We start from the raw sequence: 22,887 nt of genomic DNA on the forward strand, positions 1-22,887 counted from the left end.
AATGAAGGTTTCTTACTTTTTATCTATATGATCTCTCATATCATCAAGTCCAGCTTCTTTTAGCTGCGACATCATACCGTGCGAAATTGCTCCTAACACTAAAGTCATTCCAATTAATGAAATACGAATCGCAGGTACATCAATTACGTAAGCCAACAGGCCAAGAACAATTGTTAAAAGTAATGCTTTTATAAATGTTACACTTGTGTACTGTTTCTTCTTCATCATATTCACCCTTTATGGAAGCGTTTTCTTAATATAATTAGTATATCATATCATCAGATGATTTTGTCGTTATCTTTGTAAAAAATTACTATCTCCTTTGACTTTTTCTATTCTATCCTTTACAGTCGAAATGTTCGCAAGTTTTACACTGTAGGAGGATTACAATGAATATTGAAATAAAAGACACTTTAATTTCTGAAGAACAATTACAAGCAAAAGTTAAAGAATTAGCACTTCAAATTGAACGTGACTTTGAAGGAGAAGAAATCGTAGTTATCGCAGTATTAAAAGGTTCATTCGTATTTGCTGCTGATTTAATTCGTCACATCAAAAATGATGTAACAATTGACTTTATTTCTGCATCTAGCTACGGAAATCAAACAGAAACAACAGGAAAAGTGAAACTACTAAAAGATATCGACGTAAACATTACTGGGAAAAACGTAATTGTTGTAGAAGATATTATCGATTCTGGTTTAACACTTCATTTTCTAAAAGACCACTTCTTTATGCATAAACCAAAGGCACTCAAGTTCTGTACATTACTTGATAAGCCAGAACGTCGTAAAGTAGACTTAACAGCTGAGTATGTTGGCTTCCAAATTCCAGACGAATTCATCGTTGGATACGGTATCGACTGTGCAGAAAAATATCGTAACTTACCATTTATCGCTTCAGTTGTAACGGAATAATATAATAAAATAAACTTTCATCAATTACTGGTGGAAGTTTATTTTCTATCACAATTCGTAAAAGACAAAGGGAGAGAAAAAAATGACAAAGACAAAATTTGAAAAAGTACTCCTCATCGTAAATCCGAAAGCTGGACAAGGTGACTTACATACAAATTTAACGAAAATCGTACCACCTCTTGCCGCAGCTTTTCCTGACTTACATATCCTTCATACGAAAAAGCAAGGTGATGCAACAAAATATTGCCAAGAGTTTGCTAGTAAAGTAGATTTAATTATCGTCTTTGGTGGTGACGGCACTGTATTTGAATGCACAAATGGCTTAGCACCTCTTGAAACTAGACCTACACTTGCAATCATTCCAGGCGGAACTTGCAACGACTTCTCTCGCACACTTGGCGTTCCGCAAAACATTGCAGAAGCGGCAAAACTTATTACAGAAGAACATATAAAACCAGTTGACGTTGCAAAAGCAAATGGACAACATTTCTTAAACTTCTGGGGGATTGGTCTCGTATCTGAAGTATCAAACAATATCGATGCAGATGAAAAAGCAAAGCTTGGTAAAATCGGTTACTATTTAAGCACAATTCGAACTGTAAAAAATGCTGAAACATTCCCAGTAAAAATTACTTATGACGGACAAGTATATGAAGACGAAGCTGTCCTTGTCATGGTTGGAAATGGTGAATATCTTGGTGGTATTCCATCCTTTATTCCGAACGTAAAATGTGATGACGGAACACTTGATATTTTCGTAGTCAAATCAACAGGTATTCAAGCATTTAAAGATTACATCGGAAAGAAACTATTCGAGGATTCAAATGAAAATGACATCTTCCACGTAAAAGCAAAATCCATTCATATTGAAACGAAAGAAGAAAAAGAAGTAGATACAGATGGAGAAAGTTCGCTTCATACACCTTGTCACATTGAATTATTACCAGGACACTTTACGATGATTTATAATCCTGCGGTTGTGTAAAGAAAAAAACGAGTGCTAGCACTCGTTTTTTTCTCTTCTAATCTAGCTATGTCTTTGAATCATTTCTTGTATTTCTTTAACTCTCTCTAAAGTAATTCCATTTCTTTGTTCGATTGCTAAAGGATGCTCGGTTGGCTCTAATTCAACATACGGTGCCGTTCCAACTTCTCTTATATGTACATTTGTTTTTAAATTTAATGTTTCTGGATAAACTGGCATTTCTACAGATAACCACCCAAAATAAGGATCACTATTTTCTCGGCCTCTCTCATCCCACTTTTCTAATACTTCATCATAACTTTCTTTACTAAGTGATACCCAAACAGTCCATATGAAGTTTTCGTGGTAGTCAATGATAGGAATCTCTAAACAACCTCTAATAAAGTAATGCTCATCGTCCATTACGCAAAGTTCTGATGTTAAATGGAAGCGTTCCTCTCTTTCATGGGGCGCTACCTCGTAATAATAATATGGTGCTTCACTTCCGTAGCATAGAGGTAGTGCAAAACGATGCATTTGTACTTTTTCTCCGGATTTTCTTCTTCTTTTCATTTATTATTCTTTCTCCTATCCTTTTCAGTCACAATCAAACGCTACCCAATTTCTCCAATGCGTGTTAGAATCCTTCTTCACAATAATACGTGGATCTTTCTTCTCTATTGCAGCGGCTACTGATTGGAAGAATTCATTTTCACTTACTTTTTCGTCTTCAACATGTTTCCATTCTTCCGTTTCATACGCTAGTTCCCAATTACCTTCTAAACCGAACTCTTCTAAAATCTCTTCTTTACTCCACCATAATAATGTTCTAACTTCTTCATTAGTAGCAAGCATACGCATAAAGTATGTTGGATAATGCTCTGTCGTTTGTACTTCTATTCCATTATTTATATAATCCTCTTCTGTAAATTCATATTCAAAATGCTGCTCACGAATTTTTAAACTGCCGTTATAAATATTCGGCATAAATTCACCTTCATCATTAAATAACTCATAATTGCCATCATTTAATTGTAAAATGCAATCATCACCCATTGAATGAGTAATTCTATCTCCATATACTTGAATATCATTACATACACCTAATGAACCTACACCAACAAGTTGAAACACCATTAACCAATCCTTAGTATCTTTAAAGAAAAGAGAGAATTTCACTTGCGAAATATCCATATATTCATTATCAAAGGCAGGAAATTCATAGTTACTTTGCTTTTTATCTAATAGTTTTAAAATATCTTTTTGCATATGTATCATCTTCACCCCGATATAAACAAAAATATTTTTTTAATTTCACTAGAGTATAACATAACCATACTTACCTGTGACATTCTAATAAAACTACTAAAAAATAGAAGAATGGCTTGTTTGCATACTCTAGTTCTTTTTATGTACAATGAAGGAAAGAAGTACCTTCATATAAGGGAGAGGACAAACTTTGTTCAACCAACAGTTAGTTAATTTACGCATTGATTTTGCATTTAAACAATTGTTTGGTACGAATGGTAGCGAAGATATTCTAATTGCATTTTTAAATGCTATGTTACAAGAGTCTTTAGAGTCGCCCATTGCTTCTCTACAACTAGAAGATCCACATTTACACAGGGAATATGAAGAGGATAAGTTATCTATTTTAGACATTTCAGCGACATTAGACACAGGAACAAAAGTTAATGTAGAAATACAACTCAATAATAATCACGATATGGTTAAACGCAGTTTATATTATTGGGGAAGGCTATACACATCTCAACTACAAAAAGGGATGCCCTACAGTGCACTTCACAAAACCATCACCATAAACTTACTAAACTTCGCAATGTTTTCGGAACACCCAGCCTTCCATACAACGAGCGTATTATGGAATACACAACAAAAAAAAATCCTGAGTGAAGACATAGAAATCCACATTATAGAAATTCCAAAGTTAACTGAACAATGGCATGAAGAAAAAGTAAATCCGTGGAAAGATCCATTTGTTCGTTGGCTTTTATTGCTTTCAGCAAATGAGGATGAGCACTTAACTAAACTATTGGAGGATATTGCTATGAACCAAGACCCTATTTTACAAAAAGCAATAAATAAATGGGAACGTATGAGTCAGGATTCTTCTTTCCGACAAGCCTATGACGCAAGGGAGAAAGTTTTAATGGATGAAGCAGCAAAATTCGCCCATGCAGAGACAGAAGGAATTAAAAGAGGAATGGAATAAGGAATTAAAAAAGGCATTGAAAAAGGTATTGAAAAAGGTATTGAAAAAGGCATTGAAAAAGGCATTGAAAAAGGCATTGAAAAAGGCATTCAACAGGGGAAAATTCAAATGATTAAAAATATGTATGATCTTGGTATACCACTTGAAACGATTGCTAAGGCAAGTAAATTAAGTTTGCATGAGATTGAACATATTTTAGGACATAAATAGTCATAAAAAAAGAGCTTGAATAGTTTCAAGCTCTTTTTTATCAACTCTCCTCAATATCATCCAATTGAGTCTTATAACATTCATCACACTCTGGCCTCGTAGGAAGAATCCCTCTTTCATCAGGTAATAAAACCCTCAAAACTTCTCGATCCATCTCTACGAAAGACTTCATAATAATGGGATATCCTTCAATAATATTCGTATACTCAATCCCTTGTTCAAACTTTTTTCCGCTCTTTATTTCTTCTATTATGGTACAAAAAACACTATGCGCGACTTCAGGATCCATATTTAATGCTATTTGTAAATCTTGATGATTAAAGTTATCTCTTAGACCATGTGTATGATAATTAGCATGGATGCCATCAATATCTTCTGCTAATATGCTATGCATGTACCATCCATACTCTTGTAGCATATTTTCTTCCCATTCATCTGCATCCTCTTCTAAATCTTCATCAAACAAATTCGGATCATACCACACGTCCTCGTAATCTCCAGCAATTAAAAATCTCCAACCAGGTGGTAACCCTAAATACTTCTTTATTTCAGGTGCCCATTCATCAATATGTTGAACGTGTAAAGGAAGAAAGAAATCTTCTTCTGTCCCCATTTCTTCACCAGCCCAAATGTACCAACCTGTCGTTCCGTTTTCTATAGGCATTCGTAACCCATTAATCGGAGCGATACCATCTTTCACATTTTGCGCTATTCCTAATTTCAAGTCATTCGGAGATTCTACATACTCCGCTTTATATTTATCACATATACTCCTCTGTTCTTTTATGTATTTTTCCATCCTTTTAGCACACTCCCCAATTTTTGAAAGATAGATTTCTTTGCCGAAGCACTCTCTAACTTCCATACCCCACACGGATTATAAAATGGATCCTCTTGTTCATAACGTTTATCTATATAATGAGATAAAAGATACACTGGAGCATCTTCTGTGAAACTAATTGTATCTCCATCTTTCAAATTAGGTTTTTCCAATATATTATGTAGGTTAAAATCATTTAATAAATCTACAGCTACTTCCGGATCTATCCCTCCGTCTAAAACAACGTCTGGTAGATTAAATGCTTGCATTCCACATGAATAGTAACCGTCCTCTTCATCTCCAACTAAAGTTACAAGGTGCGAATACATCGGGAATATTTCCTTATTCTCTGCAAGCTCTTGCCATTCTTCTTTCGAATAAGCCACACCTGCTGTTTCAACTTTTAAAGCAAGTCCCCCTGCATTTAAAAGTTCCATTCCTACATCAATTACTTCTTGTAATCTCTCTTTATCGTCAACTTTGGCAATAACATACACTATATAAGTATGCTTCTCCAACTCCTGAAGCAATTCTTCATCAAAACGCTCACCACCTGCATAGAAGAAAGCCTCTCTCAAAGAAGGGTCTTGTTCATATATATCAATTTCAAAGCCAATCTCTTTCTCCTTATGGTGCATAACATTTCCCGCTAATATATAGTTACTTTTACTCACAACTTCTTGTATTAATTCTGTTCTATCTTTCCATAAACCAGGTACTCCAATAACGATTTGTGTCTCCATCATATGCACTCCAATTCTCATCTATTTTCAATCTATTCTTTCAATCTTCCAAACTAAATTAGCTGGGATATCTTTCTCTAAAAAGGTTAACATCCATACAGTTTTTCCTTTATCATTCATCAGTAGCACTTTATGATTTAACTTCCAAGCCACTTCACTAACATGATGAAACATCTTATACATATCTTCTTCTCTAATAAGCTTTTCCTTTTTGATTAACCGCCTCGTTCTATACTCTCTTATTTCTAAGTACACGTCAGCATAAGCCACTTCATGCTGACATGTTATACTACATACGTATTTTTTATTCGGACTACTCTTTTTTATATATACGAACTCGTTTCTATAATTCAATTCTAGTATCTTATTCTTCACTTTTTCTAACTCTTCTATATCCCAATCATATTTCACAGCTAAACGCTTCATTTCAACATGAACGATTTGAAGGGCTAATTCTTTTTGCTCTCTATCTGATAAATATGGAAAACCCTTCACACTCTCATACTCCACAAAAACATTCATATATTCAGGGAAAATTCTATATTTCTTCTCCCACTCATCGAGTAATGAAATATCATCCACACAATGAATCAAAATCCCTTTCTCATAATCCATTCTTAACTTTGGCATATGTCGACAATATAAAGAAGTAATACTGCTCGTCTCTTTACCAAAAGAGATGTCTTCATCGTAGTTGCTTGTAGATGTTAACTGTAATGCCTCTATGTTTCTGGTATGCTCTTTTACTTTTAGAAAACTCAATTGTATATCTCTTATAACCGGCATTTGCTCTCTCCTCTTCGCAATACAACTATGAAATATTTTTGTTAATACGCCTTAATCAATTTCAAGCCAGCCCATTCCCATAGAAAGAAATAACATTCCGATTACCAAAAAGAGACCCCCAGTTAAAAAATAGAATGGCGCTCCGTGCAATGGATCACTAAATAACTCTATCAAATTTCCAGCTACTACTTTCCATTTCTCTCTCTTTGAATTTTTTTCTTTTAATTCTTTTACAAATCGATAAATACTGAAACTGATTAAAGTGATACCAATTAATAAACATCCTGCTATGATAAGAATTTCCAAATGTAACCCATTTAAATACCATTTTCATGCACACCTCATTTTAACTAAAAAAAGCGAAAGAGAACATAATTTTCACTATGCTCTCTTTCGCTTTTTCAAAAACTGTATATCTTATTTTCATTTACTAACAATCCTGAAATAAGAACGAACTGTTAAGCAATAATAACCAATATAAATAACACTATACACCCCGATGCTAATTAGTAACGGAACTGCAATTTCATACGGAATAACTGTCGCTAATCCTTTGAGCGCAAATAAAGTGTGTAATATACCAACTACTAAAGGAATAAAGAAGATAAATCTCATTTGCTTCGCAATGGCTTTTTTCATTTCTGTTTTCGTGACACCGAGTTTTCGAAGAACGATGTAACGTTCACGATCTGCATGTGCTTCTGTTAATTGTTTGAAATAAATAATAGAGCCTGTTGCAAGTAAAAATACAAGTCCTAAGAATATACCACTAAACATCATTAACCCTGACGTTTCAATACCGCTGCGGAATATTGTATAGAAGTCACTGAATTGCTCTCTTCCTTCTGCATCTTCTTCCGATATTACTTTCTTTAATTTCTCCGTTAACACTTTACTATTTCTTTCGTCTTTCACATCAATATTTTTCACAGTATGAGAGCCAATTGTCTTCTTTGCTTGCTCATACACTTCATCCGGAACGACAACTAGAAGTTCATATAAGTTTGTAATGTTTTTTGCTTGTACCTCTTTCACTTGTACTGGTGCTACTTCTTCAATTGGGAATGTAGCTTTTCGATTTTTATATACGCCACTATCTCTCTTACCTTCACTGTACATGCCATCAAATGCATACAATTCGTTCTTCTTTAAATCTAAAGTTTCTTCATTTAAATATTTTGCGATTGTATTAAATGATGATTGTGCGATAAGTTCTGTTGTTCTTGATTGTAATGAAGTGCCATCACCGTATTCTCCTACTACTTTTACCGTCTCTAATTCATATTGATGAATGACTTCATTCTGTCCTTCTTTTAAAATCTCATTTACTTTACGATCTAATTCCATATCTTTCTTTTCATAAGAATAACTAACTGGATGATATTTCTTCGCCTGCATATATGTGTTGTAATACATCGTTACAGAAGTTCCAACCGCCGTTAACGTTACTGCGCTTAATACGGCAATTGTTGCTAACGATTTTGCATTTCCTTTAATGCGGTATAGTAACTGAGACGTCGTAACCATTTTCATTCCGTTATAAAATGCGGATTTTTTATTTCGCACTCTTTTTAATACAAAAACGGTAAAGAACATAAATAATAAATACGTTCCAAGTACTGTCGCTAATAAAATGTAAAGTGCAAGGGGCATAAAGTTATCACCGCTCACATTTTTTATAGCCGTTACTGACAAGAAATAACCTGATCCAATTAATAATAAAGAAATGAAAGCCATTATTTTCGAACCTTTTGGCATGACTTCGCCTTCGTTATCTGCACGGAATAGCTCGATTAACTTAAATTGATAAATAACGCGGTATCCTTTAAACGATGTGTATAAAATGATGAGACAAAAAATAACTGTTGTATCTATAACCGCTCCAACTGGTACTTCAAAATGAACATTTACATGTAGCTCTAACATATTTAAAAGTAGCTTTAGGAATCCTTTTGAAAGTAAACTACCAATTACAATTCCGATTACTAATGATAATAAACCCATTAACATGTTTTCATAAAAAAGCATTTTACCTATTTCTTTTTTTCGAATACCAAGTAAAGAATAAACACCTATTTCTTTCTTACGCTTTCGTGTAAAGAAATCATTCGAATATATAATAAATATTGCAACGAAAATAATAAGCATTACACTCGCAAGCTGGAATCCTCGGCCGATGTTATCTCCAGCTTCACTTATTTGTGAATTGTATTGAAGCGCCTTAAACGTAAAATAAATGACGATGCTAAAAATCATGGAAGCAAAGTATATAAAATAATCTTTAAAATTTCGTTTTATATTACGAAGGGCGATGCTAGATAAGCTCATTTGTCGCACCCCCAGAGATTGAAGACATCATATCAATAATTTGTTGGAAGAACTGTTTTCTTGTCATCTCTTTGCGATGTAATTCTTTATATAACTTTCCATCTTTAATAAATACAACTCGTTTACAATAACTTGCCGCAAACGCATCATGCGTTACCATTAAAATCGTTACAAGATCTTTTTCATTTAATGTCTTCATACTTTCTAATAAATCCGTCGCTGACTTTGAATCAAGCGCACCAGTTGGCTCATCTCCAAAAATCATACTTGGATTTGTTACAATCGCTCTTGATGCCGCGCAGCGTTGTTTTTGTCCGCCTGAAGCTTCATACGGATACTGATTTAAAATATGATCTATCCCAAACTTCTTTGCAATCTCCTCAACGCGAGATTCTACTTCTCTCGCCTTCACCTTTGATAAAGCAAGTGGCAATGCAATATTTTCTCGCACTGTTAACGTATCTAATAAGTTATAATCTTGAAAAATAAATCCTAAATGATTACGGCGAAAAAGTGCCAATTCATCATCATTCATCTTCACAATATCTTTTCCATCAATTAAAATCTCACCTTTTGAAGCCGTATCAATAGTAGAAAGAACATTCAAAAGTGTCGTCTTACCAGAACCAGACGGTCCCATAATACCGACAAACTCTCCTTCTTTCACTTGCAGTTGAATATCTTTCAACGCTTCAAACGTATTCCCGCCTGTATCATATATTTTCGAAATCCCTTTCGCTTCTAACATTGTTTTCATCTATTTGTACCTCCTGTTATAATTCGTGATGTTCTCTTTAAGCAACAGAATTCAGTATAGATACATTTTCTTAACAAATAGTAATGGGGTTTCTTAATATTTTCTTAAAAAGAAAAATCCAAAATCATAAGAATTGATTTTGGATTTAATATAGTTAAAATATTAAATTACATTTCGAACAAAAAGGAGCCGAATTCCCTTTTCTAATTTTCGCATCACATTTTGGGCAATATACATATCGCTCTTCTATCATTTGTCGCTCTATCATATGTAAGGATACTATTCTCATACTGCACATAATCCCAATTAATATAAGGCTAACAATGAGTAGCATACCTCTCGCCCTCCCCCTTTATCATTTTACCATAAAATAACAAACCCGATTCTCTCATCTAGAACCGGGTTTATACTTACAATCCTAACTTCACCTTCGCGCCATCAGGAATTATTTCTTCTTCTATTTGTACCTTATCGTGCACAGACTTTCCTCTCGTAATTACATGCCAGTAGGAACCTTTTTGCAATGTATCCACTCCATCAATTGTTATCTCTTTTTCGTTTCCATCCTTATCATATGTGTTCACTGTGTATGCACGGCCTTTATTTCCACCTAAATCTTTTCCATCGTTATCAATTACCGCATAACGATATTCTAATTTAAGAAACGGATTCATGGAATCTACTGTAGCACTCCCATTTAACAAATATGCCGCTCCTGCTATGATGACAAGTAATGATCCTAAAATAAATCTTTTCATCTATATTCCGCCTTTCATTATGTTTTTCTATAAGACCTTTCTAAGTATAGAGAGCATTTCTTAATAAAAACTCGTGCGGTTTCTTAACTTTTTCTTAATGTCACAGGGCTTTGCATCAGCACTTCGATAAATAAAGCCATATTAATAATAAAAGGAGGCTGCCGCCTCCTTTATTTACTCATCACTGTATTTCTTTTTTGTCTGTAAAAATAAAACACACTCACAATCAATGCAATACTCCCGCCAAAATACAAACCATACTCTATCGCAGCTGCTACAATCCTTTCAATATGTTGTCCAAATAAAGAACCGAGCACAAAATAAACGAGTGTCCAAACAAATCCTGTCGTATAGGAATACAAAGCATATATCCGAAATGACATGTTATTCATCCCAACTAAATACGGTACGATATGTCTTACAACTGGTATGAAATAGCTTGTAACTAACGCGTACTGTCCGTATTTATCAACCATTTCTTGTGATTTCATCAAATACTTCGCTTTTTTCTTTTTCATTAATTTATGGAGTACCTTCGTTCCAAAAACCTTCCCTAATATATATCCTAAAGAAAGCCCTGATACAACACCTAAATATGTTAATACGAATGAAGGAACAACACTTAATATACCTACTGAAGATACGAAACCACCACTCATAACAATCATTTCATCTGGAATTGGCATACCGATAATCCCTAACCATAAACAGAAAAATAAAGCCCAATAACCGTATTGTTCAATATAAGATAATAATTCATGTAATTCCATTATGCATATGCTCTCCTTAGTTCTTTTTTGCAACTAAAGACGTAGGCTGGCGGGAAATTGAGCCATACTTTTTCTAGTGTAATTTCAGGGAAGAAATGCTGTATAAACCCTTTTTTCACAAGTGAATATTGAAATGTAATGAACTCACCATTCTCATGTATCGCTTCCATCGCATTATTTAAAATGCGCTTTGAAACTTCTTCTGGTAAAGAAGTGAAAGGCAACCCTGATAAAACGTAATCAATGCATTCTATATTGAGCTCCTCCATATACTTCTTTATATTTTCAGCTGAACCGTGTACAACAATGACATTCTGCTCATCTTTAAACTTTCTTTTTAATTCTTTGAAAAATACTTCATTAATTTCAATAAGAAGAAATATCGTTTCCTTCTTTTTTCTCTTCATAATCTCTTTCGTAAAAACCCCTGTGCCAGGCCCTAACTCTACAATACATTTCGCTTTATTAAAATCAATTACATCGACCATTTTCTTTGCTAATATTTTTGAACTTGGCGCAATTGCACCAGTATGTTTTGGATGCTTTATAAATTCATGTAAAAATGTAATGAGCTGCATGTAAACCTCTCCTCATTCGTTCGATAGTTTTTAACTTGTGTCTAAGTATAACTATCGTTTCTTAATAAAAATTGAGGAAGTTTCTTAAGATTTTATGAAGAATAAAAAAAACAGCTATCGCGTGTAGCGATAGCTGCCCCTTATTACTTCGTACTCACGATCTTATAATAAGAACGAACCGTTAAGAAGTAATATCCAATATAGATGACACCGTATACTCCAATACTAATGAGAAGAGGAATCATAATTTCAAATGGTAATATATTTGATAAACCTTTTAGTGCGAATAAACTGTGTAAAATACCGATTACTAACGGAATAGCGAAGATAAAGCTTACTTGTTTTGCGATAGCTTTCTTCATTTCTTGCTTCGTTACACCAACTTTATGAAGGACAATGTAACGATCACGGTCAGCACTTGCTTCTGTTAATTGTTTAAAGTAAATGATTGAGCCTGTTGCTAATAGGAATACTAATCCTAAGAATAACCCAATAAACATCATTAAGCCTGTCGTTTCAAGCCCCATTTGGAATCCTGTATAGAAATCGTTAAATGGTTTTAAAACTTCTGATTCTCCAGCTGGCATAATGCTTGCTAATTTTGCTGTTAACTCTTTACTATTTCGCTCACCTTTTACATCAATATTTTTTACAGTACGCGTTTCGTTTACTTGTTTCACTTGCTCATATGTTTTATCAGGAACGATTACAAATAGTTCATTTAAATTTGTAAGGCTTCTATTATTTACACCTTTAATTTTTAATTCTTTTGACTCATTTCCAACAGGGAATACAGCTGTATTTCCTGTATAAAGAGGACCAAAATCAAGTTTCTCAATATATAAGCTATCATATACGAAAGCTTCATTCGCACTCAAATTTACAGGTTCTACATCTAAGTGTTTCACATGTTTATTAAAGCTTGATTGAGAAATAAGCTGGTACTGATTCGTAACATTATAGTGTGTGTTCAGAACTTGATCAGCTCTTTCACCTTTAAATGTTCCTTTCACAGGAATCATTTCAACTTCTGATTCATATGTGACTGGGTGATTATTCTTCTCTCCAGCAAGTATTTCATTTACTTTTTTATCTAATGCTGCATCTTTTTTCTCATAGGAATAACTATACGGCGCAGCAACTTTTGATTGCGTAAATGTGTTGTAATACATCGTAACTGACGTACCAACCGCTGTTAATGTAACTGCACTTAAAATAGCGATTGTCGCCAATGATTTCGCATTTCCTTTAATACGATATAGTAACTGCGATGTCGTTACCATATTCATACCATTATAAAATGCTGACTTATTATTTCTTGCACGTTTCAATACAAATACTGTGAAGAACATGAACAGTAAATAAGTCCCTGCTACTGTCGCTAATAAAATATATAATGCAACGACCATAAAGTCTGCATACATAACTGCTTTCATGTACATTAGCGCTAAAAAATAACCTGAACCGATTAAGAAAACTGAAATTAATGCCATGATGACAGATCCTTTTGGCATTGCTTCTCCTTCACGTTCTGCACGGAAAAGTTCAATTAACTTAAAGCGATAAATTAAACGATATCCTTGAAGTGATGTATATAAAATAATCACAAAGAAAATAATTGCTGTATCAATAATAGCAGCCATCGGTACTTCAAAATGAACATTTAAATTTAATCCCATCATATTTACTAATAACTCAAGGAATAATTTCGAAAGGACACTACCAATCGCAATCCCGATTACTAATGACATTAATCCCATTAACATATTTTCATAAAAGAGCATTTTACCAATTTGTCTTTTACGGATACCTAATAACGAATATAAGCCAACTTCTTTTTTACGTTTACGTGTAAAGAATCCGTTCGAATATATAATGAACACCGCTACGAAAATGATAAGCATCACACTGGAAACTTGGAACGCTCCGCTAATCTTTTTAGAAGCTTCTGCTGCTTTTTCCATTTGTGAATTATATTGCAGTGCTTTAAATGTAAAATAAATAACGATACTAAAAATCATAGATGCGAAATATACAAAGTAGTCTTTAAAGTTCCGCTGTATGTTGCGGAGGGCAATGCTAGATAAGGTCATCAGCCATACCTCCAGAAATAGAAGACATTACGTCAACAATTTTTTGGAAGAACTGTTTACGCGTCGATTCACCGCGGTGCAATTCTTTATATAGTTCACCATCTTTAATGAAAATAACTCGTTTACAATAACTTGCTGCAAATGCATCATGCGTTACCATTAAAATTGTTGAGTTATCATATTCATTTAATGACTTCATACTTTCAAGTAAATCTGTTGCAGATTTAGAATCAAGCGCTCCAGTTGGCTCATCCCCGAAAATCATACTTGGATTCGTAACGATTGCACGTGATGCTGCGCAGCGCTGCTTCTGTCCACCAGATACTTGATATGGGAACTGACTTAAAATATGATCAATGCCAAATTTCTTTGAGATTTCAAGAACGCGGCGATCAATCTCACTCGCTTTCACCTTTGATAACGCAAGTGGTAAAGCAATATTCTCTTTCACTGTTAATGTATCTAATAAGTTATAATCTTGGAAAATGAAGCCTAAATGATCGCGGCGGAATAATGCTAACTTATCATCATTCATTTTCACAATATCTTTTCCATCAATTAAAATTTCACCGTTCGTCGCATTATCAATTGTAGAAAGAACATTTAGTAAAGTCGTCTTACCAGAACCAGAAGGTCCCATAATTCCAACGAACTCACCTTCTTTTACTTGTAAGTTAATACCTTTTAACGCTGCAAATTTATTACCACCCGTGTCATATACTTTTTCAATATTTTTTGCTTCTAATACTGTTTTCATCTCGACATCCCTCATTTCTTCTATTCTCTATTTTCAACTATATACACTCTCTACTCTTGCCACTATCGATGTTTCTTACACAAACATGACAGTTATGTAAGGCACATAAGTAAAGAAATCAAAAAGTTAACGTAATGAATTAAAGTACTTTGTTACTATAACATTGGGATATCATACCATCCATTCATTCTCCTTACAGGAACATTACAATTTTGTAAGGTAAAAAATGCACCTACAAAGTTGTGCACGAAATGTCGGATGGAGCTATTTCGTTCCTGCTATTCTATGTACAGAGGAGGTCATAATATGGATTCACTTAAAAATATGAATGCTGCAATGCGCTATATTGAAGATAACCTTACGAATGAAATTGATTTTAAAGAAGTTGCGAGGCTAGCTCTTTGTTCTGAGTATCACTTTAAAAGAATGTTTTCGTTTTTAGCAGGTATATCACTATCTGATTATATTCGCTGTAGACGTCTTACTCTCGCTGCCTTTGAACTAAAAAACAGCAATGTAAAAGTCATTGATATCGCTATAAAATATGGATACAACTCACCAGATTCATTCGCTCGTGCATTTCAAAACTTGCACGGTATAACACCTTCAGAAGCCCGAAATAGTAGCCATTCTTTGAAGGCTTATTCACCAATGACCTTCCAATTATCCATTCAAGGAGGAAATGAAATGAATTATCGAATTGAAGAAAAAGAGCCATTTCGAATTATAGGTATTACAAAACGAGTACCAATCGTTTTTAACGGTGTAAATGAAGAAATTGCTTCTATGTGGAAAAGTTTAAACCCAGAGTCTATTCAAACATTAAAGTCCCTTTCGAACATTGAACCTACTGGAATTATTAGTGCTTCTACTAATTTTTCTGAAGGAAGAATGGAGGAAGAAGGAGAACTTGATCACTATATTGGAGTAGCCACAACAAAGGATTGTCCAGAGCAATTCGCGCAACTTGAAGTCGCAGCTTCAACATGGGCTATATTTGAAGCTGTCGGTCTATTTCCTGATGCATTACAAAATGTGTGGGGGCGTATTTATTCTGAATGGTTCCCTTCTTCGAACTATGAACTAGCGGAAGGACCGGAAATATTGTGGAATGAACAGAAAGATATATCTTCTCCAAACTTTAAAAGTGAAATTTGGATACCGGTTTTGAAGAAGTGATAAAAAAAACAAAGCTGCTCTTCCCTAAAAGGAAAAGCAGCTTTATTTACATTTTTAGTTCTTTTTTATAAGCAATATATGAATATCCCATCGTTAATCCTACTGCACCAATAATAATTCCAACCATTACGAAAGATTTCCACGCCACTGGTGCAAAAACACTTAAAATCATAATGATCCCCAATGCAACAAACACCTTTCCGCTAAAACGGTGCGTTTTTCTCCACACTTCTTCGTTACTTAATGTCCACGGTGTTTTTATACCTACAAAGTAGTTTGGTTTACATTGTGGTAAATAGTTTCCGATGACTATAAATAAAATACCCACTAATAATTCCGGCACGCGATTAATGAATAAATTGTATCCTAATCCACTTGTAATAATATCTATATTCCCTACAAATAGTAGCAGTAGTATCCCGTTATTCATCATCATAAAAGCTTTAGAAAACTTCTCGTAGTTCGCTTTCTTTGGATCAATCTTTGGTAACACGTTTAGAAAAATATATAAAACAATCATAATTCCAACCATAGAAAGCATTCCATACAATTTAGAAGAATATCCATCTACTTTACCGCCGCTCCAATGCGTTGCAATTGTATCCGGTAAATGTGGCCAAGCAAACGCCCAAGCTAAACAAGTTATAACAATTAATAAGATTGCAAAAAGATGCTTTTTCATTTCCCCTCTTCCCCCTTATTCGTAAATGTAAACACCCAAGTCAATAAATCTTGAAAGACCGTTGTGTTTAAAGAGTACATAACGAATTGCCCTTTCTTTTCATCTTGAATAAGTTCAGCATTTTTAAGTGCATTTAAGTGGTGTGAAATACTTGGTTTTGTCATATTGAAATGTTCAGCAATCTCACCAGCGGTTAGATCGCCTTCTTTTAATAAGTCTAAAATTTTTCGCCTTGTTGGATCTGCTAATGCTTTGAATGCTTGATTCAATGTCTTTCTTCCTTTCGATAATTAGACATTTAGATATTTATCTAAATATTAAATCAATTACTGTTATTTGTCAATTTCATCCAGCGCTCTTTTTACTTTTCTCACTTTTAACCTATACTGTTTACTAGCTTATCTTTCAACATAATGAAAAGACTTGAAACACATGATACACTATAGCTACAATTGTTTTTTTGAGGAGGAATATACATATGTATAAAATTTTAATCGTTGAAGACGATCCAAATATTTCATCATTACTGCAATCTCACATTCAGAAGTACGGTTATGAGGCTGTGGTAGCGGAGAATTTCGATGATATTATGGAATCGTTTAACGCAGTGAAACCACATCTTGTTTTACTTGATGTAAACTTACCGAAATTCGATGGTTTCTACTGGTGCCGTCAAATTCGTCATGAATCTACTTGTCCAATTATTTTCATTTCAGCGCGTGCTGGTGAGATGGAACAAATTATGGCAATTGAAAGCGGTGCGGATGATTACATTACAAAACCATTCCACTACGACGTTGTAATGGCAAAAATTAAAGGACAATTACGCCGTATTTACGGTGATTATGCACCAAATATTTCTGAACGTATCGTTGAAGTAGAAGGTTTAAAACTATTCCCTGAACGTCCAGAAATTCATTTTGGATCTGAACAAGTTCTTTTAACGAAGAAAGAGGCAATTTTAGCAGAAATGTTATTATCTAAATTCCCTCGTACAGCGAGCCGTGAAGATTTATTAGCTGCGCTTTGGGATGACGAAAGTTTCGTTGAGGAAAATACATTAAACGTAAACATTACACGTCTTCGTAAAAAGTTTAATGAGCTTGGCATTGAGAACTCTATTGAAACAGTACGTGGACTTGGATATCGCTTTAACGCAACTTGGAGTGAATAAGCATGAAGCTATTTTTACGTGATCATTTTGCATTTTTTCTACTGTACGTATTAAACTTCGGTATCATTTTCGTTCTTTATGATGCAGTAGACGGATTTCAAAATAATAAATTTTACTTCGTCGTTTTAAGCCTATACTTATTTATTTGTTTCCTCGCTTATCGTTACGTTCGCAATCGTAGAATGTACCATAGATTAAGTGAGCAACCAGAAAAAATGGAAGATGCGTTTATTGAAAGAGCAACTGCTCCGATGCCTCACGGTGTCAATGAACTCGTACGTACGCAGTACCGTCTATTCCAAAAAGAACTACAATCGTATGAAGTAAAACAACAAGAACATCAATTATTCATTAACCATTGGGTACATCAAATGAAGACACCTGTTTCTGTTATGCAGCTTATGGTGCTAGAAATGGAAGACGAGCATTTAATTCCAAAGTTTAAAAAAGAATTAGAGCGTCTAAACCAAGGACTTGATATGGCTTTATACATGGCTAGGTTAAATAACTTCCATGAAGATTTCCATGTCGAGACGATTTCATTAAAAGATACGGTAACAAAAAATATTAACGGATTAAAAGAACTATTCATTCGTAATGGTGTCTTCCCTGTTTTAGAAGTCCATTCTGATTTAAAAGTTGCTTCTGATGCGAAATGGCTAAAATTTATCATCTATCAGTTAATGACAAATGCTGTTCGTTACTCTGGGGAACGCGGAAAGAAAGTATTCTTATCTGCTTACCGAAACGGAAAAGATATTATTTTAGAAGTTCGCGATGAAGGTGTTGGTATTCCACAAGAAGATATTCGAAGAGTATTTGAACCATTTTACACTGGGAAAAACGGTCGCGCATTCGGAGAATCTACTGGTATGGGCCTTTATATTGTAAGTAAAATTTGTGATTATTTAGGTCACTCTGTCAAACTAGATTCTGAAGTTGGTAAAGGAACGACGATTAAAATCATCTTCCACAACGCTGCAAATAATCAAGCAGAACATACGGAGAAGGTGACCGAAGCATGATCGTAACATATGCAAGCAAAATGTATGAGAACTCACTCTCATACATTTTTTGCAATACAACTACTTCTATATCTTCTAGCCGGAGGTATAATCTATGACATTTTGGCAATTTGCATTTAAAAACGTCACGCGCAACTCAAGAGCTTATTTTGCTTACTTTGTAAGTAGCTCCTTTTCCATTGCTGTGTTCTTTTCGTTTGCTGTTTACTTATTCCATCCGAAATTACAAAACTTTGACATGACCTCTGAAATTTCAGGATTAATGATATTTTCAGAAGTAGTAATTGTATTTTTCTCTTTCTTCTTTTTACTATATTCCATTGGTACTTTTTTAAAAGTTAGAAAAAAACAATTTGGTATTTTGACCATTTTAGGAATATCGAGAAAACAATTACATCGTCTTATTTTTATGGAGAATATGTTAATCGGGATTTTATCTATCTTTTTCGGCATGCAGTTTGGAGTTGTTTTTTCTCAATTTTTCTTATTAGTAACAGCCAAACTTACCCATGTTCCAGGAATATATTTATACGGGCCTACTAACGCGTTTATTTTAACAACCATTGTTTTCCTTAGTCTTTTTATCATTGTATCTGCATTCACACCAATGCTTATTCGTACAAAAAAAGCAGTACACCTTTTAAAAACAAATGGTGGAAAACAAAAAGAAAGAAAACCATCCATACTTGTTTCATTATTTGGTGCGATTTGTTTATTTGGTGGTTATGCGTTAGCTGGAAATCCTAAATATTTCGTATCAGTAAGCCCGCAAATCGGTGTTATATATATGGTTTCAAGTATTTTCGTCATTCCAACGCTCGTTACAATCGGAACATATTTTTTCTTTTCTCAAATTAGTTTCTTACTTATTTATATTTTAAAGAAAAGAAGAAAGTTTTATATGAAACGGATTAATATGCTTTGGATTTCGGATTTAGCGAGCCGTATTCGAACGAATATTAATATGCTGTTTATTGTAGCGATGCTATCTACAATTGCTTTCACAATGATTACGTTTCTATATGGATTCGGGAAATTTATTAAGCTAGAGGTGAATAGAACTTCTCCTTTTCCAATTTCTTATTTTTCTTATGATGCGAACCCTTTTGTTACAGAGCATTTAAATTGGCTTGAGCAACAATTACAAAAAGAGCATTTCCCCTATCAAAAAATAAAAGCTGATATATATGAAACACCACTAAAAGAAGATAAAGATATAGCTATTTATAATGACGTATACGCAATTAAGCAAAGTGACTATAACAAACTTGCAGATTCTTTACGAATGAAACAACTATTTATGGATGATAACGAAGCATATGTGCTAACAGGGACATCTTATAACACCATATTCAACGAATTTGAGCAAAGCTACAAAAGAGATTACATTACACTCTCTAGTACAAATACGAAATTACGAGTGAAAGGCTATGAGCATGTGAATGCAATTCCATCTGGCTTTTCATATCAAACGATAGTTTTGCCTGATGTTATCGTAAATAACTTACCTAGCACCGTAAAGCATATATCAGCATACAATTACAAAATTCAAAACTGGGAACAGACATATGAAATTGCTGATAATTTTATAGAAAAAGTGCAAAAAGATCGAAATAAATCCCAGTATGAAGGACCTCTTATTCGTTCCTTTGAATCAGCAGGATCGTTATACAAAATAACATCAGGCAGTGCTGCATTTTTCCTAATTGGGACCTTTTTAGGAGTTATTTTCTTCATTGGAGCTGGTAGCGTTCTTTACTTTAGAATGTATACGGATTTGACGAACGAACAAGAGAAATATATAACGATTTCTAAAATCGGTGTAACAGATACAGAGATGAAACGATCTGCAACCATTCAACTTAGTATTTTATTTTTCATTCCGTACATTATGGCATCCATTCATACAATGTTTGCAACAAAAATGCTACAAGATGTAATTGGTTTATCTCTGTTCAAAGAGGTTTTAGCCGTTCTTATTATTTTTGGATTCGTTGAAATCGTGTTTTTCATATTCATTCGTTCACTTTATATGCAAAAATTATCACAATACACGAGTGGACAAAATATTTAAAACAAACTTGATGAAAAGAGTATTTCTTATGCTCTTCTCATCTTCACCCTATCAGGAGGTTCAGGTGAATGACATTTTGGCAGTTTGCATTTAAAAACGTGACGCGGAACGCCAGAGCTTATTTCGCCTATTTTGTAAGCAGTGCGTTCTCCATCGCAATCTTTTTCTCATTTGCAGTTTATTTATTTCATCCTAAATTGCATATGACAGACGTGAATTATTCTCTGAACATATTAATGACAATTTCAGAAGTTGTCATTGTGTTCTTTTCATTTTTCTTTTTACTGTATTCAATCGGGACCTTTTTAAAAGTACGAAAAAAACAGTTCGGGATTTTAACAGTACTTGGCATATCTCAAAAACAATTAAAGCGACTCATATTTATAGAAAATATGTTAATTGGTGCTCTTTCTATATTTTTTGGCATTCAACTTGGAGTTGTCTTTTCACAGTTCTTTTTATTAGTTACCGCCAAAATTACACACGTACCTGGTTTATATTTATATCCGCCTACAAGTGCTATCGTTTTAACTATCATCATCTTTCTTGGGCTCTTCATTCTCGTATCATCTTTTACACCGATGCTCATTCGTACGAGAAAAGCCGTACGTCTTTTAAAAGAAGGAACACAACAAAAAGAAAGAAAAGCATCCGTGCTCATCTCTCTATTTGGTGCGACGTGTTTAATATGTGGATATGCGTTAGCCGCAAATCCGTTGTATTTTATGTCGCTAGGTGACATCATTGGGCTTTTATATGCCGTCTCTAGTATATTTGTCATCCCATCACTTATTGCAGCTGGAACATACTTTTTCTTTTCACAAATTAGTTTTTTACTTATTCGTATTTTAAAAATGCGAAGAACGTTTTATATGAAACGAATTAATATGCTTTGGATTTCGGATTTAGCAGCGCGCATTCGGACAAACATTAACATGCTCTTTATTGTAGCGATGCTATCAACACTCGCTTTTACAATGATTACATTCTTATACGGTTTTGGGAAATTTACAAAGTTTGATGCAATTAGACAAAACCCTTTCCCGTTTACGTATTTATCACATACTGAAAATACATTAGCTGATGAACATTTAAACTGGTTAGAGCAGAAATTTAATGAAGAGCATTTTACTTATACGAAATTTAAAACGGATATATATGAAGTATCTTCAGCTGAAGATAACACGCAGCTCTATTACGCAATTAAACAAAGTGACTATAATGTACTTGCTAAAGCATTAAATTTTGAAAAACTCACGGTAAATAAGAATGAATCTTATATTCTTATGAAAGACTTAGATGATCAAGTTATTGGAACACTTCACAATGAAGAAAAGAAAAATACTCTTACACTTACTCAAAACAATTTACAACTACAAGTGAAAGAATATAAAAGTTATAGCCCATTCCCAAACAGCTTAATATACCAATTACTCATACTATCTGATGAAAATGTAGAAGCCTTATCCACAGTTTCCAAACAAATGAGTGTATATAACTTCAAAGTTACAGATTGGGAAAAAGCACATAATATCGGTTCATCGTTTATAACAAAAATCCATAACGATAATGCAGCTATTCAAGCAGAGCACCCACCTTTCCATGCAAGTGAAGCGAGCGATTCTCTATATAAGAAAAAACTAAATGTTGCCTCATTCTTCTTAATTGGTACTTTCTTAGGTGTTATTTTCTTTATCGGTGCTGGTAGTGTTCTTTACTTCCGAATGTATACAGATTTAACAAATGAGCAAGAAAAATATATAACGATTACGAAAATTGGCTTAACTGAGACTGAAATGAAACGTTCAGCGACAATTCAGCTTGCGATTCTTTTCTTCGTGCCTTACATTATGGCATCAATCCATACGATGTTTGCGACAAAGATGCTACAAGAAATATTACATCTCTCGTTCTTCGCTGAAATTACAGTCGTACTTATGATTTTTGGAACAGTTGAAATTTTATTTTTCCTTTTAATTCGTTCCTTTTATATGCAAAAATTATCACAACACATTAAGTTTTAAAAAGTAGAAAGGTGA

Annotated in this window: 24 protein-coding genes and 1 pseudogene; 8 read left to right on the forward strand and 17 right to left on the reverse strand. The window is 33.9% G+C overall.

Going from position 1 to position 22,887, the window contains the following annotated elements; genetic code table 11:
* Positions 1-12: 12 nt before the first annotated feature.
* Positions 13-228 carry a hypothetical protein gene (locus BLT20_RS15980; protein ID WP_002001286.1) on the reverse strand — a complete coding sequence of 72 codons (216 nt, stop codon included), beginning with the start codon at positions 226-228 and terminating at the stop codon, positions 13-15.
* Between the two features lie 161 nt (positions 229-389).
* On the opposite strand from BLT20_RS15980, the gene hpt reads away from it, so the two are divergent.
* The gene (hpt, locus tag BLT20_RS15985) at positions 390-917 is read left to right on the forward strand and encodes a hypoxanthine phosphoribosyltransferase (RefSeq protein ID WP_001019295.1); all 528 of its coding nucleotides are present in this window, start codon (positions 390-392) and stop codon (positions 915-917) included.
* An 82-nt stretch (positions 918-999) separates the two neighbouring features.
* Positions 1,000-1,902 (forward strand): diacylglycerol/lipid kinase family protein, encoded by a 903-nt coding sequence (locus tag BLT20_RS15990; protein WP_000167893.1) that lies wholly within the window; start codon positions 1,000-1,002, stop codon positions 1,900-1,902.
* Between the two features lie 42 nt (positions 1,903-1,944).
* On the opposite strand, the gene BLT20_RS15995 is transcribed toward BLT20_RS15990, so the two are convergent.
* A complete protein-coding gene (locus BLT20_RS15995) occupies positions 1,945-2,454 on the reverse strand; it encodes a DUF2199 domain-containing protein (RefSeq protein WP_000830214.1) in 510 nt (169 codons plus the stop codon).
* Positions 2,455-2,478: 24 nt separating this feature from the next.
* Positions 2,479-3,150: a DUF7003 family protein gene (locus BLT20_RS16000; RefSeq protein ID WP_001168101.1), complete on the reverse strand. Its 672-nt coding sequence runs from the start codon at positions 3,148-3,150 to the stop codon at positions 2,479-2,481.
* A gap of 190 nt (positions 3,151-3,340) precedes the next feature.
* On the opposite strand from BLT20_RS16000, the pseudogene BLT20_RS16005 reads away from it, so the two are divergent.
* A pseudogene (locus tag BLT20_RS16005) lies at positions 3,341-4,324 on the forward strand (Rpn family recombination-promoting nuclease/putative transposase).
* A gap of 40 nt (positions 4,325-4,364) precedes the next feature.
* On the opposite strand, the gene BLT20_RS16010 reads toward BLT20_RS16005, so the two are convergent.
* The 12 genes from BLT20_RS16010 to BLT20_RS16065 all read right to left on the reverse strand — a co-directional run bounded on the left by BLT20_RS16010 (position 4,365) and on the right by BLT20_RS16065 (position 14,714).
* The gene (locus tag BLT20_RS16010; RefSeq protein ID WP_000417362.1) at positions 4,365-5,123 is read right to left on the reverse strand and encodes a DUF4262 domain-containing protein; all 759 of its coding nucleotides are present in this window, start codon (positions 5,121-5,123) and stop codon (positions 4,365-4,367) included.
* The gene (locus tag BLT20_RS16015; RefSeq protein ID WP_000449847.1) at positions 5,108-5,887 is read right to left on the reverse strand and encodes a DUF4261 domain-containing protein; all 780 of its coding nucleotides are present in this window, start codon (positions 5,885-5,887) and stop codon (positions 5,108-5,110) included. Before BLT20_RS16015 ends, BLT20_RS16010 begins: the two co-directional genes overlap by 16 nt.
* Before the next feature lie 27 nt (positions 5,888-5,914).
* The gene (locus BLT20_RS16020; protein WP_001144126.1) at positions 5,915-6,673 is read right to left on the reverse strand and encodes a hypothetical protein; all 759 of its coding nucleotides are present in this window, start codon (positions 6,671-6,673) and stop codon (positions 5,915-5,917) included.
* A 51-nt stretch (positions 6,674-6,724) separates the two neighbouring features.
* Positions 6,725-6,979 carry a hypothetical protein gene (locus BLT20_RS16025; protein WP_000404318.1) on the reverse strand — a complete coding sequence of 85 codons (255 nt, stop codon included), beginning with the start codon at positions 6,977-6,979 and terminating at the stop codon, positions 6,725-6,727.
* 117 nt (positions 6,980-7,096) lie between these two features.
* Positions 7,097-9,001: an ABC transporter permease gene (locus BLT20_RS16030; protein WP_061685110.1), complete on the reverse strand. Its 1,905-nt coding sequence runs from the start codon at positions 8,999-9,001 to the stop codon at positions 7,097-7,099.
* Positions 8,988-9,758, reverse strand: a complete 771-nt coding sequence (locus BLT20_RS16035) for an ABC transporter ATP-binding protein (protein WP_000855634.1) — start codon at positions 9,756-9,758, stop codon at positions 8,988-8,990. The genes BLT20_RS16030 and BLT20_RS16035 overlap by 14 nt, the downstream gene beginning before the upstream one ends.
* A 154-nt stretch (positions 9,759-9,912) precedes the next feature.
* The gene (locus tag BLT20_RS16040; RefSeq protein ID WP_000924676.1) at positions 9,913-10,092 is read right to left on the reverse strand and encodes a hypothetical protein; all 180 of its coding nucleotides are present in this window, start codon (positions 10,090-10,092) and stop codon (positions 9,913-9,915) included.
* A gap of 76 nt (positions 10,093-10,168) precedes the next feature.
* Positions 10,169-10,516 carry a YxeA family protein gene (locus BLT20_RS16045; RefSeq protein ID WP_000819387.1) on the reverse strand — a complete coding sequence of 116 codons (348 nt, stop codon included), beginning with the start codon at positions 10,514-10,516 and terminating at the stop codon, positions 10,169-10,171.
* A gap of 170 nt (positions 10,517-10,686) precedes the next feature.
* Positions 10,687-11,286: a DedA family protein gene (locus BLT20_RS16050; protein WP_000418943.1), complete on the reverse strand. Its 600-nt coding sequence runs from the start codon at positions 11,284-11,286 to the stop codon at positions 10,687-10,689.
* On the reverse strand, positions 11,286-11,864 hold the full coding sequence (locus tag BLT20_RS16055) for a class I SAM-dependent methyltransferase (protein ID WP_001176064.1): 579 nt from the start codon (positions 11,862-11,864) through the stop codon (positions 11,286-11,288). Before BLT20_RS16055 ends, BLT20_RS16050 begins: the two co-directional genes overlap by 1 nt.
* Positions 11,865-12,007: 143 nt before the next feature.
* Positions 12,008-13,957 carry an ABC transporter permease gene (locus tag BLT20_RS16060; RefSeq protein WP_000176151.1) on the reverse strand — a complete coding sequence of 650 codons (1,950 nt, stop codon included), beginning with the start codon at positions 13,955-13,957 and terminating at the stop codon, positions 12,008-12,010.
* Positions 13,944-14,714, reverse strand: coding sequence for an ABC transporter ATP-binding protein (locus BLT20_RS16065; protein ID WP_000859655.1), 771 nt, complete (start codon positions 14,712-14,714; stop codon positions 13,944-13,946). Before BLT20_RS16065 ends, BLT20_RS16060 begins: the two co-directional genes overlap by 14 nt.
* A gap of 306 nt (positions 14,715-15,020) precedes the next feature.
* Here BLT20_RS16065 and BLT20_RS16070 point away from each other — a divergent pair, with 306 nt between their 5' ends.
* Positions 15,021-15,893, forward strand: a complete 873-nt coding sequence (locus BLT20_RS16070) for an AraC family transcriptional regulator (RefSeq protein ID WP_000377715.1) — start codon at positions 15,021-15,023, stop codon at positions 15,891-15,893.
* A gap of 46 nt (positions 15,894-15,939) precedes the next feature.
* Here the strand turns inward: BLT20_RS16070 and BLT20_RS16075 are convergent, their stop codons facing one another.
* Together BLT20_RS16075 and BLT20_RS16080 are read right to left on the reverse strand one after the other, a co-directional pair.
* Complete coding sequence (locus BLT20_RS16075) at positions 15,940-16,575, reverse strand: SdpI family protein (protein WP_000716356.1); 636 nt, start codon at positions 16,573-16,575, stop codon at positions 15,940-15,942.
* Entirely contained in the window at positions 16,572-16,844 is a 273-nt protein-coding gene (locus BLT20_RS16080) for an autorepressor SdpR family transcription factor (protein ID WP_001070523.1), read from the reverse strand. Before BLT20_RS16080 ends, BLT20_RS16075 begins: the two co-directional genes overlap by 4 nt.
* Positions 16,845-17,053: 209 nt before the next feature.
* Here BLT20_RS16080 and BLT20_RS16085 point away from each other — a divergent pair, with 209 nt between their 5' ends.
* The 4 genes from BLT20_RS16085 (at position 17,054) to BLT20_RS16100 (ending at position 22,872) form a co-directional block, all read left to right on the forward strand.
* Complete coding sequence (locus tag BLT20_RS16085) at positions 17,054-17,749, forward strand: response regulator transcription factor (RefSeq protein WP_000276738.1); 696 nt, start codon at positions 17,054-17,056, stop codon at positions 17,747-17,749.
* A gap of 2 nt (positions 17,750-17,751) precedes the next feature.
* Entirely contained in the window at positions 17,752-18,774 is a 1,023-nt protein-coding gene (locus BLT20_RS16090) for a sensor histidine kinase (RefSeq protein ID WP_000765341.1), read from the forward strand.
* Between the two features lie 94 nt (positions 18,775-18,868).
* Entirely contained in the window at positions 18,869-20,848 is a 1,980-nt protein-coding gene (locus BLT20_RS16095) for an FtsX-like permease family protein (RefSeq protein WP_061685112.1), read from the forward strand.
* A gap of 68 nt (positions 20,849-20,916) precedes the next feature.
* Entirely contained in the window at positions 20,917-22,872 is a 1,956-nt protein-coding gene (locus BLT20_RS16100; RefSeq protein ID WP_000145004.1) for an ABC transporter permease, read from the forward strand.
* Positions 22,873-22,887 lie beyond the last annotated feature (15 nt).

It is taken from the genome of Bacillus sp. cl96 (genome assembly GCF_900100505.1).
In the GTDB taxonomy this organism is placed as follows: Bacteria; Bacillota; Bacilli; order Bacillales; family Bacillaceae_G; genus Bacillus_A; species Bacillus_A cereus.

Excerpts from the sequence above, each read along its gene's own strand:
- BLT20_RS15980 (WP_002001286.1), bottom strand. The coding sequence starts at position 228 with ATGATGAAGAAGAAACAGTACACAAGTGTAACATTTATAAAAGCATTA.
- hpt (WP_001019295.1), top strand. The coding sequence starts at position 390 with ATGAATATTGAAATAAAAGACACTTTAATTTCTGAAGAACAATTACAA.
- BLT20_RS15990 (WP_000167893.1), top strand. The coding sequence starts at position 1,000 with ATGACAAAGACAAAATTTGAAAAAGTACTCCTCATCGTAAATCCGAAA.
- BLT20_RS15995 (WP_000830214.1), bottom strand. The coding sequence starts at position 2,454 with ATGAAAAGAAGAAGAAAATCCGGAGAAAAAGTACAAATGCATCGTTTT.
- BLT20_RS16000 (WP_001168101.1), bottom strand. The coding sequence starts at position 3,150 with ATGCAAAAAGATATTTTAAAACTATTAGATAAAAAGCAAAGTAACTAT.
- BLT20_RS16010 (WP_000417362.1), bottom strand. The coding sequence starts at position 5,123 with ATGGAAAAATACATAAAAGAACAGAGGAGTATATGTGATAAATATAAA.
- BLT20_RS16015 (WP_000449847.1), bottom strand. The coding sequence starts at position 5,887 with ATGGAGACACAAATCGTTATTGGAGTACCTGGTTTATGGAAAGATAGA.
- BLT20_RS16020 (WP_001144126.1), bottom strand. The coding sequence starts at position 6,673 with ATGCCGGTTATAAGAGATATACAATTGAGTTTTCTAAAAGTAAAAGAG.
- BLT20_RS16030 (WP_061685110.1), bottom strand. The coding sequence starts at position 9,001 with ATGAGCTTATCTAGCATCGCCCTTCGTAATATAAAACGAAATTTTAAA.
- BLT20_RS16035 (WP_000855634.1), bottom strand. The coding sequence starts at position 9,758 with ATGAAAACAATGTTAGAAGCGAAAGGGATTTCGAAAATATATGATACA.
- BLT20_RS16040 (WP_000924676.1), bottom strand. The coding sequence starts at position 10,092 with ATGCTACTCATTGTTAGCCTTATATTAATTGGGATTATGTGCAGTATG.
- BLT20_RS16045 (WP_000819387.1), bottom strand. The coding sequence starts at position 10,516 with ATGAAAAGATTTATTTTAGGATCATTACTTGTCATCATAGCAGGAGCG.
- BLT20_RS16050 (WP_000418943.1), bottom strand. The coding sequence starts at position 11,286 with ATGGAATTACATGAATTATTATCTTATATTGAACAATACGGTTATTGG.
- BLT20_RS16055 (WP_001176064.1), bottom strand. The coding sequence starts at position 11,864 with ATGCAGCTCATTACATTTTTACATGAATTTATAAAGCATCCAAAACAT.
- BLT20_RS16060 (WP_000176151.1), bottom strand. The coding sequence starts at position 13,957 with ATGACCTTATCTAGCATTGCCCTCCGCAACATACAGCGGAACTTTAAA.
- BLT20_RS16065 (WP_000859655.1), bottom strand. The coding sequence starts at position 14,714 with ATGAAAACAGTATTAGAAGCAAAAAATATTGAAAAAGTATATGACACG.
- BLT20_RS16070 (WP_000377715.1), top strand. The coding sequence starts at position 15,021 with ATGGATTCACTTAAAAATATGAATGCTGCAATGCGCTATATTGAAGAT.
- BLT20_RS16075 (WP_000716356.1), bottom strand. The coding sequence starts at position 16,575 with ATGAAAAAGCATCTTTTTGCAATCTTATTAATTGTTATAACTTGTTTA.
- BLT20_RS16085 (WP_000276738.1), top strand. The coding sequence starts at position 17,054 with ATGTATAAAATTTTAATCGTTGAAGACGATCCAAATATTTCATCATTA.
- BLT20_RS16090 (WP_000765341.1), top strand. The coding sequence starts at position 17,752 with ATGAAGCTATTTTTACGTGATCATTTTGCATTTTTTCTACTGTACGTA.
- BLT20_RS16095 (WP_061685112.1), top strand. The coding sequence starts at position 18,869 with ATGACATTTTGGCAATTTGCATTTAAAAACGTCACGCGCAACTCAAGA.
- BLT20_RS16100 (WP_000145004.1), top strand. The coding sequence starts at position 20,917 with ATGACATTTTGGCAGTTTGCATTTAAAAACGTGACGCGGAACGCCAGA.